Here is a 12,779-nt window from a genome sequence, read left to right on the forward strand (position 1 = left end):
ATCCAGCTCATCATGCGAGGTCGCGTATGGCTTCCAGTATCCGATGTAGCGGTCAAGCTCGGCGAGCGGTCCGGCGGAGAGCAGGACGCGATGAGCCGATTCCGCCATAAGCTCTGCTAGCGCATCGCCCCGATGAGCCGCTTGAATTCGCGCTCCGGAGCGCCATAGGCGTCACCGGCAAACGCCTCCAGACCGGCCCGGTCGCGGACTGTAACCAGCCCTCTTTCAGCGACGATGAAGCGGTAACCCTCCAGCATGTGGAGTGCTGTCGTAACGCTCGGGCGCCGGACATTGAGCACCTCCGCCAGAAAATCATGCGTAAGCAGAAGACGATCCCCCACCGTGCGGTCATGCACCATCAGTATCCATCGCGCGAGGCGCTCGTCGATCCGATGCGTCGCGTTCGAAAGAGCGGTGTAGGCGGTTTGCACGAACAAGGTTTGCGCATAGCGGCTCAAAAGCTTGCGCATGGAATGGCTCTGTTTAAGCGCCTCGAACAGGTCATCATTTCTGATCCTATGGCCATATCCTGCGATTTGCATGAATACCTTGAAGGGTGCCTGGTTATCCTCAAAAAGGCTATTGGGCGGTGACATTCCCTCGGCTCCGAAAATCCCGACTTCGGCGGTTTGCCCGGAAGGAGACATACTGATGATTGAGCCTATGCCCGCCTCCAGAAAGAAGCTGTATTCTTGAGGTTGGTTGGGCTCGGAGAGGATGAAAAGGCGTGGCAGATCGACGGGCTCCAGCTTTGCCAGCAATGGTTCGCGGTCCTTCTTCTCGAGAAGACTGAGGATCCTGTTGAACATCGCCTTCCCCTCCCTGAGACTGAACAGTAAACAACTCCCTCCCGCAGGATTGAACTGCAGGAAAACCGGAAAGTTCCGCCTTCGCCGACCTGTCGATGGTACCAAAGGTTCGACAGTCCTTTCTGAGGCAGGGCCGTTCCCAGCAACAACCGCGTGAGCCGCCCCACATAAACTCGAGTAAATCCTATCGCTCCGACTACAGATGTCGTATTACTATAGTCTTTTTCACTATAAGAAAGAACGTTCGATGCGTTAAAGGCATTTGTTTCGATCGATCTCTGTGCAAAAATCGAAAACCGGGTAAAGATGCGTCGCATCTCCTTGTCCAAATATTTCTAGGATTAAGAGCGGACGATGAAAATCGGCGTGTTGATTCCGGAGTTTCCGGCGCAGACACATATCTTCTTCCGGCGCGAACTCGACGCGCTGCGCGAATTTGGGATCGATACCGAAACCATCTCCACCCGCCTGCCGCCGGCGGTCCTCATGTCGCATAGCTGGGCGAAAGAGACCGCGGAGCGTACGACATACCTCACGCCGCGCGGCATTCCGGACATCGCATCGGCCATTGCCGAGCTCGCTGCAGCCGGGCCCGTCGGGCTTGCCCGCGCCGCCGCTTCCATCGCGCGCGCGGATGGGCTCGGGCTCATGGGCAAGGCCCGCCTGATGGCGCTCGCGGCCATGGGGGCGCGGCTCAAGCGCGTCGCACACGACCGCGGCATTTCGCACGTACATGTCCACTCCTGTGCCGACTCGGCGCACCTCGCGATGTTCGCGCACCTCCTGGGCGGACCTTCGTACAGCATCACACTGCACGGCTCGCTTAGCGACTACGGTCCCAACCAGCGCGAAAAGTGGCGCCACGCTGCCTTTGCCGTGGTCATCACCGAGCGCCTTCTTGGGGAAGTTCGGCAAGAGCTCGCAGGTAGCCTGCCGCCTACCATCGAGATCGCACCGATGGGTGTAGAAACGGAACGATTCGTACGCTCCACCCCCTATCGCGCATTTTCGGGAGACAGTCCGTTGCGCGTGTTCTCATGCGGCCGGCTCAATCCGTGCAAGGGCCACAGCGATCTTATCCGCGCGATCGCTGAACTGCGCGCGCGCGGTTTCGACGCCCGTCTCGATATCGCGGGCGAAGACGAGCTTGGTGGAGGAGGCTATCACCAGGAACTCGCCGCCGAGATAAAGCGGGCGGGACTGGACCACGCCGTCACGCTGCTTGGCGCCGTGTCGGAGCAGCGCGTGCTGAAGGGGCTTGAGGAGGCGCATGTTTTCGCGCTCGCAAGCCTGGCCGAACCCTTGGGCGTCGCTATCATGGAAGCGATGGCCCTTGGCACACCCGTCGCCGTTACCGGCGCAGGCGGCGTGCCCGAGCTCGTGCGCGACGGTCAAGATGGGCTGCTCGTGCCGCCTGCTGACGCCACAGCCATGGCCGACGCCATCGAACGGATTGCACGGGACGTGAATTTGGCCTCAAGGCTTGCAAACTCGGCGAGAGCGCGCGTCGTTGGCAGCTTCGACAGCAAGCGCAGCGCGTCCCTGATCGCGACGTACGTTCACCGGCGGCCGTCCGCGAATTCTGTTTAAGCCGCTCGATGCCGACATTTGCCGCGAGCCTTATGGCGCCCAGTCCTCTGCCAGAGGTTCAGCGCGTCCTCTGTTGCGGGAGCGCCCTCCCCATCAGCCGCGCCAGCCGCTCGGCAAAAGCGCGAGGATCGATCGGCTTATCGCCGTCCAGTACGCGTGCCTGGTCGAGCAGGAGAAAGGCCGCATCTTCGCGAAGAGATGAATCGATCGTGTTCGCCGCGAGAGCTTTGATCATTGGATGATCAGGATTGATTTCCAGGATCGGCTTCGCAGCGGACTGCAATCGGCCAGCGCCCTGGAGGATTTTCTCAAGCTGGCGGTCGTAACCCTGCTCGGAGGCGACCAGACAGACAGCACTTTCCGTCAAACGATCCGATGCGCGAACATCGGAAATCTCCTGCCCCAGCTTATCCTTGGCAAAAGCGATGAAGTCCCTGATGTCGGACGGCGTTTCCTCGCTCGCAGCTGCTTCTCCATCGACCTTTTTGAATTGGGAGAGATCGGCAGAGCCTTGAGTGATCGACTTGAAGGCCTTCCCCTCGAACTCCGGCGCGTTTGTAACCCAAAAGCTGTCGACGGAGTCCGTCAGGAGCAAAACTTCGATGCCACGAGCCCTGAAGCCTTCGAGCTGCGGCGATGCCTTCAGCTGCTCAGGGCTGCTGCCCGTCCAATAATAGATAACGGTCTGGCCTTCCTTGGCATTCTTCACATAATCCGCAAGCGACCGATAACCCTCGCCGGATGCGGTGGTGCGGAAGCGAGAGAGCGCCATCAGCTGCGTACGCCGTTCGTAATCCTCGTAGATGCCTTCCTTGATAACACTGCCAAAGGCTTCCCAGAGCTTGATGAACGCGTCGCCATTGCTTTCGGCAAGCTTTTCCATGGCGGTGATGACCCGGCTGGTCACGCCCTTTCGGATGGCCGACAGGATCGGGCTTTCCTGGATCATCTCGCGAGAGACGTTGAGCGGCAAATCGGCGCTATCAACCAAGCCGCGGACGAAGCGGAGATATCGTGGCAGAAGCTCGGCCTCATCGGTGATAAAGACGCGCTTGACGTAGAGCTTCATCCGGCCCTTGCGGTCGGGATCGAAGAGATCGAAGGGTGGGGAGCCGGGAACGAAGGCAAGTGCAGTATATTCGTGCCTGCCTTCGGCACGAAAATGCACGTTAAGCGCTGGTTCATCGTATTGACCGGAGATGCCGCGATAGAAGTCCGTATACTCCTCGGGCGTGATATCGGTTTTTGACTTTGCCCAGAGGGCTGTCCCGTCGGTCAGTTGCGCCGGCTCGTCACCCGGCTTCACGACGATGCCGATGGGCACCGGCACATGACCGGACTGCTCCTTGACGATGCGCTCGACGCTCCAGCGGGACGTATAGCTCTTGGCCTCCTCCATCAGATGCAGGGTGATGCGTGTCCCCCGGGCGGGAGCATCGCCCGCATCCACGGGAGCGATCCGATAATTCCCCTTGCCTTCCGACGACCAGAGCCAGGCCTCGTCTGCGCCAGCGCGACGGGAGACGACGTCGACGTGATCAGCCACCATGAAGCAGGAATAAAAACCCACGCCGAACTGCCCGATCAGCTGAGCCCCTTCGCCAGCCCTGTCAGCTTCGATGCGCTCCATGAAGGCACGGGTCCCGGACCGAGCGATGGTGCCGAGTGCTTCGATCAGCTCGTCGCGGCTCATGCCGATGCCGTTGTCTTCGACAGTGAACTTACGGCCTTCCTCATCGAGCGAGATCGTAATCCTGCTGTCGGTATCACCGGCAAGAAGTGCCGGATTTGCAATCGCCTCGTAACGCAGCTTCTCGCAGGCATCGGCGGCGTTTGAGATCAGTTCGCGCAGAAAGACGTCCTTATCCGAATAAACGGAATGAACCATCATGTGCAGAAGGCGAGCGACGTCGGCCTCAAAGATGTGGCTCTCAGCTGGCTTTTCTGCGGTAGTCGTCATGTTTCGGAGCTCTCCTGAAGAGTGTGAAATCGCACGAAAAATGGCAAACGACGGCCCGAAATTCAAGACGACCGTCCCGGCCCTCAACAATCGTGCCCTTCACGATCTTCTGCGGCGAGCGAATGCGCCCTCTCTTCGCTACGAGGCAGAGAGATCCCCAGCGACCTAGACGGTGATGATCGCGACAGACCGCTCCATCTATCGAAGCATACGCAGATCGGCCAATCTCTCCGGCAGTTCATCGACCAAACGGCGATAGCGGCTGCGGCGAGGTACGGCTGTTGCCCGACTAACGAGAAGGGCCACTACCGAGGCGGCTGCGGCCGCAATCAGAAGCGCCGGTACCGGACGGAGTCTAACCGTTGCTTCAGTTTGCTGTGGAATTTCGGCCGCCCGCCTTGTCACCTTCTTTGCAATTTCGACAACCTTAGCCTTCAAGCTGTCGATTTCCTTGCGAAGAGCGCCTATGTCCCCCTCCGAGTCGCTTTCAGGCTGCGGAGCGCTGACAACCTTCTTGTGCTTGTCGATGATCCGCGCTCCCATCGCAGCGGTCTCGCCGGTTTTCCCCTTGCGCACTGGCATGAATTTCTCTCCTTCGCATATCTATCTGCTTCTGCGTTGGGATGCGATCAGGGCAACTGCAGCGGTGGCTATCCCGCTCAGCGAAGCATGGCGAAGCATCCGGGCAACGATCGACGTCACCGCCATCGCGCCAAAGAGCTTCAGCCAAGGATATTGGCCTAGCTGCGCATGTGCACTGTCATCGATCCATTTGGCTTCTGCCCGGACGGCGTTTTGGGACGCTTGAGCCGCCGCAGTGGCGTGCCGCCGCAGGTCTGCTACCCGCTGTCGCAGAAGCGCGACTTCCACCCTCAGATGCTTCCGCGATTGAGCAGCCGCACGACGAGCGGTCTCGAAGTCGTTTGCGCCCGTTTCCTCGACTCCGAAGACAGCCTCCCCGACCAGACCGGAGCTTGCTGCTTCCTCCGCCGACGAACGCTGCGTCCACGATTCAGGTCCGTGTCCCATTTCGTCCTCCCCTTGTATTCCTGCAAGTGTCGCGGTTCTGGCGCGACACACTTCAATTCAAACCGCGATGCCGAAACCACTCACACGGACGAAATCACCCGGCATCGCGTTGGTTGAAACCCCTTTGAAAGATAGTTGTTCCCTGTCTCGGGAAGAGCGAAATGCGATGCAGGTTACGCCAAAACTCTCGTTGTCAGCCCGCTCTGATGCTGAATTCCGACGGCGCCTCGTCAATCGCGATCGGCTGCACCTCGACGTTGGACACTGCGGCGCCGCGGGGGCCTTTCCGAAACTCGCCCAGCATGGCGGAAACCGCAGGGGTCTCGCCCGCAATCAAGGCTCTGACGGAGCCATCAGCCTCGTTGCGAACCCAACCTGTCAATCCGAGACGCCGAGCCTGGTCGCGCGCCCAGAGGCGGAAGCCTACGCCTTGTACCCTTCCGGTTATTCGCACCAACGCTGCCTGGCGATCATCCGTCATAGCCCTCTCCCTCGGCTCGTGTCCGCGTGAGTGCGGAAAGGTCGCTTCCGCCGTCCAAGCTTACGCTATTTTGGGTGGCGGATCAGCCGCCGATGAGCGCTGGCCGCGACGCACGGGCTGCCCTTCGTTGTCAGCAGTGCTCGTTGCTCAGCTCGAAGGCGGCCGAGAGCCGCGTGCCGCTTGAATTGCAGCATGGCCGCAATAGGTGTTGCTTGAGGAGGGATGTTCATGAACATCGTGACATCGGCGCTGCCATCTCGGATGAAGGCTGCGGTGGTTACGGGCGCTGGCCAGATGAGAGTCGACACCCTGCCGCTTCCCGAACCGGCCGCCGGCCAGGTGCGCGTCGCACTCGAAGGCTGCGGTGTCTGCGCTTCGAGCCTCACACCGTGGGCCGGGGCCGAATGGATGAAGTTTCCGACAGAACCTGGCGGCCTGGGACACGAAGGCTGGGGCGTCATCGACGCCGTCGGGGCAGAGGTCGAAGATCTTTTCGTCGGGGATCGCGTTGCAGCGCTGAGCGATCACGCCTATGCGACCCACGACATTGCCGATAAGAATGCCGTCATCCGACTGCCAGACCAACTGGCCGGCCAACCCTTTCCGGGAAAGCCGCTTGGCCGCTCGATGAACATCTTCAAACGCAGCCTGATCCGAACCGGCCACACCGTCGCGGTCGTCGGCATCGGCTTCCTCGGCGCACTGCTGATGCAGCTTGCGGTCTCGGCCGGGGCACGGGTGATCGCCATTTCCCCTCACCAGTTCTCGCTGGCACTGGCAAGGCGCGCGGGTGCATCCGAAACCATCCCCATGCATGACCACTCCCGGATCATCGACGAGGTCAAAGCGCTCACCGATGGCCGCTTCTGCGACTGCGTTATCGAGGCCGACGGCGGGCAGTGGCCGCTCGATCTCGCCGGCGAACTTACGAAAGAACGCGGACAGCTCATTGTTGCCGGCTATCATCAGGGCGATGCACGGCAGGGTAACATGCGGCTTTGGAACCAGCGGGGATTCGATGTCATCAATGCCCATGAACGCGACCCTGCCGTTGGTGTGCAGGACGTTCGCGATGCCGTCGAAGCCGTTCAGGAAGGGCAGCTCGATCCCTCAGGTCTTTATACGCACCACTTTCCACTGGAGCGGCTCGACGAGGCGCTCGACATGACGCGTGACCGGCCTCACGGATTTCTCAAGGCATTGATGATCTACCTCTGAGTGAGGGTTTCAAGCGCGAGAGGCCTAGTAGCCGTATTCCGGCCGCTGCAGATCAGGATCAAGCCGTCAGCTCTTCCACGCGCTTCAGGTTGAGAACCGCCTTGATGGGCAGGTGGTCGGAGGCAACGCGGGCGAGCGGAGTATCGTGTGCCTCGACCGCGGTGAGCACGCCTTTGCGATTTGACATGATGCGATCGAGTGCCAATACAGGCAGGCGTGCCGGAAAACTCGGAACGGCAGCGGGTTGCGAGTGGAAAGCGGATTGAAGCGTGTTCAGCGACGAGCGGTCGCCCAGCCGCCATTCGTTGAGGTCACCGAGCAGAACCGTCGTCACCTCCGTACGATCCGCCATCAGCTCGACCAGCATTTGCGCCTGTCGTGCACGCGAATGGTGCAAAAGCCCGAAGTGCGCGGCAATGATGCGAAGCTCTCCGCCGTTCTCCAAAACCAGTTCCGCGACCAACGCACCACGAGGCTCAAGACCGGGCAGTTTGATCTGGTGCACGTCGCGCACCAAACCTTTCTTGAAAAGCACGACATTTCCGTGCCAGCCGTGCGCCTTTGACATGCCAGAAATCGGAACCGGAATAAGCCCTGTCTCGCGCTCAAGCCGCGCCAGGTCAAGGATACCGGTGCGTTCGCCGAAACGTGTATCGGCCTCCTGGAGAGCGATCACATCCGCGCCGATCTCGTGGATTACGCGGCTTGTCCTCTCAGGATCGCGGCGCCTGTCGGCGCCTACGCATTTATGAACGTTGTACGAGGCGATCAGTGTGCCCTCGGATCGAGGCTTTGCCTCTGCAAGCACGGCATCAAGCCGCTTTTTCCGATTGCGGATCGACGTCAGAATGCTGGCGGGGAGATTGTCTTTTCGGGCATGCATCGGAGATTGCGTGTGCTCCGTTGATCCAAAATGGCTAAGCCGGGGAGTATAGGCCGAACAGAGAAACTTGCCACGGTTTAGGCTGACAAAAAATCAGAGGTAAGGCGATCCCAGCCACAGAATCTTTTCAACAAGGCGCACCGGGAAAGGCCGCGCCCGCAGGCCTTTCAAGGTGACCGGCACCGCCGATTTGAGCATCTCGTCTATATGCTCGTCGATTTCCGTCGCAAAGCCTTCGTTCAGCACTTCGAGATCCACTTCGAAATTCAGCCGAAGCGAGCGAGGGTCGAGATTGGACGAACCGACATAGGCCCAGACGCCGTCAACCGTCAAAAGCTTCGAATGGTTGAAGCTGCCGGTAGCGCGCCAAATGCGGCAGTAATTCTTGAGGATCTGGTCGAATTGCGCCGTCATCGCCCGATCGACCAGCAGGAGATTGTTGACCGCCGGCACGACGATATCGACCTCGACGCCGCGTCTGGCGGCCGTCGTCAGCGCGCTGATCAGTTCGCGGTCCGGCAGGAAATAGGGCGACATGACGCGGATCGATTTCCGCGCAACGGAAAACGCACCCATGAGCATCTTATGGTTGGTCTCCAGGCTGCGGTCCGGTCCGGACGCCACGACGCGCATGAAGACGGGATCACCCGGCCGGCGTTCCGGCGTCTCGACTCGCCACGCCTCCTCGTTCAGAACCTCGCCCGTGGTAAACCGCCAGTCTTCAGCCGCGACGTCGAAGAGATCGGCAACCGCAGAACCCGTAACCGCGAAATGCGTGTCGTGCGCAAAATCGTCACCGACAAACGCCTGAGAGAATCCTTCGCGGATATTCATGCCGCCCGTAAGCGCCAGGCGTCCATCGACGATCAGAATTTTGCGGTGGGTCCGGAGATTCGCATAGGGCAGCCGCAAGCCCATGATGACATTGCCATTGAAGACGGAAACTCTCACGCCGCCGTCGCCGAGATAGCCGAGAATGCTCGGCACGGAATATCGCGCACCGACCGCATCAATCAGCACGCGCACCTCCACTCCCCGTTTCACCGCCGTAATCAGCGCGTCGGCGATTTCGATGCCGACTTTGTCACGGTCGAAGATATAGGTCTCGAGCAGAATGCTGCGCTCGGCTGTGTCGATCGCGGCCTTCATTGCCGCGTAGGCATCGTCCCCGGTTTCCAGGACGTCGATCGTATTGCCAGTCGTCAGCGGATTGTTGGTGATGCGATCGCCGAGCGTTTGCAAGGCCGCAAAGCGCCGCCCGTAGCCGCTGATGACGGTCTCCGGCTCGGCATCGAAACTCTCAAGCTCATCGAGAGTCTCTGAAGGTAGGAGAGCATCGCGGCGCAGGCTGAGCGATTTCCGGCGAATGCGGTTGATACCGGCGATGGCGTAAAGCACCGCTCCAACAATGGGAGACAGGATGATGACGCCGACCCAGCCGATGGCCGCGCGCACCTCCTCCTTCGTCATGGCGGCATGGATCGCCGCGGCGGCGCCCATAGCAAGCGATATGACGAATAGAATATGCGGCCAGTAGGTCGATATGAGATAAAACATTGGAAGAAGATATAACGGCAAAGCGGTGGCGTTCAAATCGCCACGGCTCGACTGAAACGCGAAATTTTTTGCATCGTTATTTCCAGCAGATCAGGATCCAGGTGCCGGCTTGTTCCTGTGCCGGAACAAACCTCTTCCGGATTGGTTCAGGCCAAAGACAAAAGGAGGAAGCCTGATGAATGTCGCGCCGAAGCTCGGGCCGGCTTTCGCACTGGAGAACGCAGACGCCAAAGACCTCGACGAGCTGAAGGCCCAGGCCAAGCACTGTACTCGCTGCGACCTCTACAAGTACGCGACCCAACTCGTCTTCGGCGAAGGTCCGGCCACAGCAGAGATCGTGCTGGTGGGGGAGCAGCCCGGTGACAAGGAAGACCTCGCCGGCAAGCCTTTCGTCGGGCCAGCCGGACTTCTGCTCGACAGGTGCCTCGACGAGGCGGGGGTCGATCGGTCCCGCTGTTACGTCACCAATGCCGTCAAGCACTTCAAGTTCGAGCAGCGCGGCAAGCGGCGCCTGCATTCCAAGCCCAATGCCGGGGAGATCCAGCGATGCGCCTGGTGGCTCGGCGCAGAACTCGAGATCCTGCAGCCAAAACTTGTCGTCGCGTTGGGCGCCACGGCGCTTTATTCGCTCCTCGGTCCCAAAGTGAAGCTCACCCCCGAGCGGGGGCATGTTCTTCGGCTGGCGAACCATCCACCGGTTCTTGTGACCATCCACCCGTCCTATCTCTTGCGTATCCGCGATGAGGACGATGCCCTCGCCAACCGGAAGAAATTCGTGCTCGATTTAGAGCAGGCTGCCGCATTTCAGAGCACCTGACTGCCTATTTATGCTGCAGCGCAAAAATATACCATGCAGCGTGTCAAATTCCTCTTGAATATCACCCTTTCCTCTGGAACCATCGCAACCAGTCTAGCGTTTGATGGCAGGATGGGACTGGAGATCAGCGATGACCGAAACTCGAGAAGAGTGGATTAAAAAGCGCGCATATTCCCTCTGGGAAGAAGAGGGACATCCTACCGGGCGCGATTCAATACATTGGGAAAAAGCGAGGAAAGAGCGTGAAACGCTCGAACGCTCTGCCGCGTCCAAGGATGGGTCAGAAGTCAAGAGCAAGGCAAAGCGCAATCCGACAGCTGGCGCAAAGAACAGCGCGACAGCAGCCGCAAAGGCCAAGAGCGTTGCCACCAAGAGCGGCGAAAAGCCGGCTCCAAAACGGGCCGTCAGCCCTAAATCGGCCTGAACACATTCGATGCTGAATTCTACCCGCGCGGACGCTGCGAAGGCGGCGTCCGAGAGAGTGTCATACATTTGAATTACTTGTACTTTATGGTCGTACAACAGATGACTCAGGGGGATTGGTCAGCTGAATGAAGACGACTGCGTGGGACCTCCCGAAAAATATCGGTACATGGCGGCAAATCGTGGAACCAATTTTTGCCTCGGCGGTTGATGGCAAAAATGGGAGGCATGCCGTGAACAGAGGCTATTTCAACGCCATTCTCCTGTCCCTGATCGTAGCGGGTTGCTACATGTTTATAGCGCCGGTTTAAGAGATGCTGATCCTGTCCTTCGCTGCCTTTCTTTATCTGGCTCTCGCGCTGGGTCTCGTGCTGGCAATCGACAATCTGGTCGGCTTCGTATTTCCTGAAAACTCTGCCAAGCCAGGCCGGCTCGTTGATCTCAGCAAGTCATTCGCTATCCTGCATCGGCGCTCTGGCCGCTAGCCTCTAAGGCAACCCTCCAACGTCTCAAACTCCCTTTTCGGCATACCCGGCATTTGCGGCTGCTTCTGTTCGCCGGAACTTTTCCCGGTTTTGCAGGGTTGATCCTCTTGGCAGCCAAGAGGAGTGAGATCATGCCAAGAGGTGACAAATCAGCCTATTCGGACAAGCAGAAGCGTAAGGCCGAACACATAGAGGAAGGTTACGAGTCGCGCGGAGTTTCCGAAAAGGAAGCGGAGCGTCGAGCCTGGGCCACGGTGAACAAGGAAAGTGGCGGCGGGAACAAGTCCGGTTCGGGCCGCGGCAAGAAGGATACACACGAATCCTCTGAAAAAGGCGGCCGCAAGGGCGGCGCTGCATCCGCGTCCCGCTCGGCAACGGAACGGTCCGCATCCGCGAAAAAGGCTGCGGCAACGCGCAAGCGCCACGAGCAGCATACCCATCACTGAAACGGCATGCCGTTCTTCGATCAAGGAGTTTTTTCCATGACCAAGGCGACGAAAAAGAAATGGTCGCAAGATGTGACCGAACACAGCAACGCCATGGACCTCAAGGAAGGCGTCTTCAAGTCTAGCGATCCCAAGAAGATCGCTCACTCCGTCAAGCAATCGGCGGAAGAGAGCCACCGCCGCAAGTCGAGCCCCTTTCGCTCCGCCATGTCGATGCTGAGTTTCTACATCAATCGCGCCGGCGACCAGTTGACGAAGAAACAAAAGGGCACACTTGAAAAGGCAAAGGACGAATTGCGGAAGGATTTCGGCCGCGAGCCCAGACACTGAGGGGATGGATGGCATTCGAGCTTTATTATTGGAACGGCATCCAGGGCCGCGGCGAATTCGTCCGCCTGGCACTGGAGGAGGTCGGCGCAGCCTATATCGACGTCACGCGCGAATCCGGCCCCGGCCGCGGAACCGGCGCGATGATGCGGCTGATGCGCAGCAGCAGCGAGTCCCACATTCCATTTGCTCCGCCGTTCCTGAAGGACGGCGAGCTGATCATCTCGCATGTCGCCAATATCCTCTTCTATCTCGGCCCGAAGCTGAACCTCGCGCCGAAGGACGAGGGGCTCCGCTACGTGCTGAATGGTTTGCAGCTGACGATCACGGACTTCGTCGCCGAAGTGCATGATACGCACCACCCGATCGCCACCTCGCTCTACTACGAGGATCAGAAAGAGGAGGCAAAAGCCCGTTCTGCCGAGTTCATCAAGGAGCGCATCCCGAAATTCCTCGGCTACTTTGAACGCGTGCTGCAACAGAATCCGAAGGGCGCGAAACACGTCCTCGGTGACGCCCTCACCTATGCCGATCTCTCCCTCTTTCAGATCATCGAAGGCCTGAACTACGCCTTCCCGAAGGCGATGGACGGCTATCAGGAGAAATATCCGGTGCTGTCTGCCTTGCATGATGCCGTGGCCGCGCGCCCGAACATCGCCGCCTATCTGAAATCCGAGCGCCGCATTCCCTTTAACGAAGACGGTATTTTCCGGTACTATCCCGAACTCGACAAGGCGGCTTGAGGAGACTAGTC

General features: G+C 59.4%; 15 protein-coding genes. 8 read left to right on the forward strand and 7 right to left on the reverse strand.

Annotation, left to right across the window (positions count from 1 at the left end):
* Nucleotides 1-116: 116 nt before the first annotated feature.
* Nucleotides 117-761, reverse strand: a complete 645-nt coding sequence (locus tag ACPYOI_RS06190; protein ID WP_481422674.1) for a Crp/Fnr family transcriptional regulator — start codon at nt 759-761, stop codon at nt 117-119.
* A gap of 402 nt (nt 762-1,163) precedes the next feature.
* Here ACPYOI_RS06190 and epsE point away from each other — a divergent pair, with 402 nt between their 5' ends.
* Nucleotides 1,164-2,399 carry an exopolysaccharide biosynthesis GT4 family glycosyltransferase EpsE gene (gene epsE, locus ACPYOI_RS06195; RefSeq protein ID WP_481414411.1) on the forward strand — a complete coding sequence of 412 codons (1,236 nt, stop codon included), beginning with the start codon at nt 1,164-1,166 and terminating at the stop codon, nt 2,397-2,399.
* Between the two features lie 58 nt (nt 2,400-2,457).
* On the opposite strand, the gene htpG is transcribed toward epsE, so the two are convergent.
* The 4 genes from htpG to ACPYOI_RS06215 all read right to left on the reverse strand — a co-directional run bounded on the left by htpG (nt 2,458) and on the right by ACPYOI_RS06215 (nt 5,869).
* Complete coding sequence (gene htpG / locus ACPYOI_RS06200) at nt 2,458-4,359, reverse strand: molecular chaperone HtpG (RefSeq protein ID WP_481414412.1); 1,902 nt, start codon at nt 4,357-4,359, stop codon at nt 2,458-2,460.
* Between the two features lie 198 nt (nt 4,360-4,557).
* A complete protein-coding gene (locus tag ACPYOI_RS06205; RefSeq protein WP_481414413.1) occupies nt 4,558-4,941 on the reverse strand; it encodes a hypothetical protein in 384 nt (127 codons plus the stop codon).
* A gap of 21 nt (nt 4,942-4,962) precedes the next feature.
* Complete coding sequence (locus tag ACPYOI_RS06210) at nt 4,963-5,388, reverse strand: hypothetical protein (RefSeq protein ID WP_481414414.1); 426 nt, start codon at nt 5,386-5,388, stop codon at nt 4,963-4,965.
* A 193-nt stretch (nt 5,389-5,581) separates the two neighbouring features.
* Nucleotides 5,582-5,869, reverse strand: coding sequence for an acylphosphatase (locus tag ACPYOI_RS06215; protein ID WP_481414415.1), 288 nt, complete (start codon nt 5,867-5,869; stop codon nt 5,582-5,584).
* A 228-nt stretch (nt 5,870-6,097) separates the two neighbouring features.
* Here ACPYOI_RS06215 and ACPYOI_RS06220 point away from each other — a divergent pair, with 228 nt between their 5' ends.
* On the forward strand, nt 6,098-7,087 hold the full coding sequence (locus ACPYOI_RS06220; protein ID WP_481414416.1) for an MDR/zinc-dependent alcohol dehydrogenase-like family protein: 990 nt from the start codon (nt 6,098-6,100) through the stop codon (nt 7,085-7,087).
* A gap of 58 nt (nt 7,088-7,145) precedes the next feature.
* Here ACPYOI_RS06220 and ACPYOI_RS06225 read toward each other — a convergent pair whose 3' ends face one another.
* The gene (locus ACPYOI_RS06225; protein ID WP_481414417.1) at nt 7,146-7,970 is read right to left on the reverse strand and encodes an endonuclease/exonuclease/phosphatase family protein; all 825 of its coding nucleotides are present in this window, start codon (nt 7,968-7,970) and stop codon (nt 7,146-7,148) included.
* A gap of 93 nt (nt 7,971-8,063) precedes the next feature.
* Nucleotides 8,064-9,527: a phospholipase D-like domain-containing protein gene (locus ACPYOI_RS06230; protein WP_481414418.1), complete on the reverse strand. Its 1,464-nt coding sequence runs from the start codon at nt 9,525-9,527 to the stop codon at nt 8,064-8,066.
* A gap of 175 nt (nt 9,528-9,702) precedes the next feature.
* Here ACPYOI_RS06230 and ACPYOI_RS06235 point away from each other — a divergent pair, with 175 nt between their 5' ends.
* The 6 genes from ACPYOI_RS06235 (at nt 9,703) to ACPYOI_RS06260 (ending at nt 12,768) form a co-directional block, all read left to right on the forward strand.
* On the forward strand, nt 9,703-10,344 hold the full coding sequence (locus tag ACPYOI_RS06235) for a UdgX family uracil-DNA binding protein (RefSeq protein WP_481414419.1): 642 nt from the start codon (nt 9,703-9,705) through the stop codon (nt 10,342-10,344).
* A 130-nt stretch (nt 10,345-10,474) separates the two neighbouring features.
* On the forward strand, nt 10,475-10,768 hold the full coding sequence (locus ACPYOI_RS06240; RefSeq protein ID WP_481414621.1) for a DUF2934 domain-containing protein: 294 nt from the start codon (nt 10,475-10,477) through the stop codon (nt 10,766-10,768).
* A 313-nt stretch (nt 10,769-11,081) separates the two neighbouring features.
* The gene (locus tag ACPYOI_RS06245; RefSeq protein ID WP_481414420.1) at nt 11,082-11,252 is read left to right on the forward strand and encodes a hypothetical protein; all 171 of its coding nucleotides are present in this window, start codon (nt 11,082-11,084) and stop codon (nt 11,250-11,252) included.
* A gap of 131 nt (nt 11,253-11,383) precedes the next feature.
* Nucleotides 11,384-11,698 (forward strand): plasmid stabilization protein, encoded by a 315-nt coding sequence (locus ACPYOI_RS06250; RefSeq protein WP_481414421.1) that lies wholly within the window; start codon nt 11,384-11,386, stop codon nt 11,696-11,698.
* A 36-nt stretch (nt 11,699-11,734) separates the two neighbouring features.
* The gene (locus tag ACPYOI_RS06255; protein WP_481414422.1) at nt 11,735-12,028 is read left to right on the forward strand and encodes a DUF3175 domain-containing protein; all 294 of its coding nucleotides are present in this window, start codon (nt 11,735-11,737) and stop codon (nt 12,026-12,028) included.
* An 8-nt stretch (nt 12,029-12,036) separates the two neighbouring features.
* Nucleotides 12,037-12,768 (forward strand): glutathione S-transferase, encoded by a 732-nt coding sequence (locus ACPYOI_RS06260; protein ID WP_481414423.1) that lies wholly within the window; start codon nt 12,037-12,039, stop codon nt 12,766-12,768.
* The last annotated feature ends 11 nt before the right edge of the window (nt 12,769-12,779 follow it).

Source organism: Rhizobium sp. SVR5-2C, from assembly GCF_056755115.1.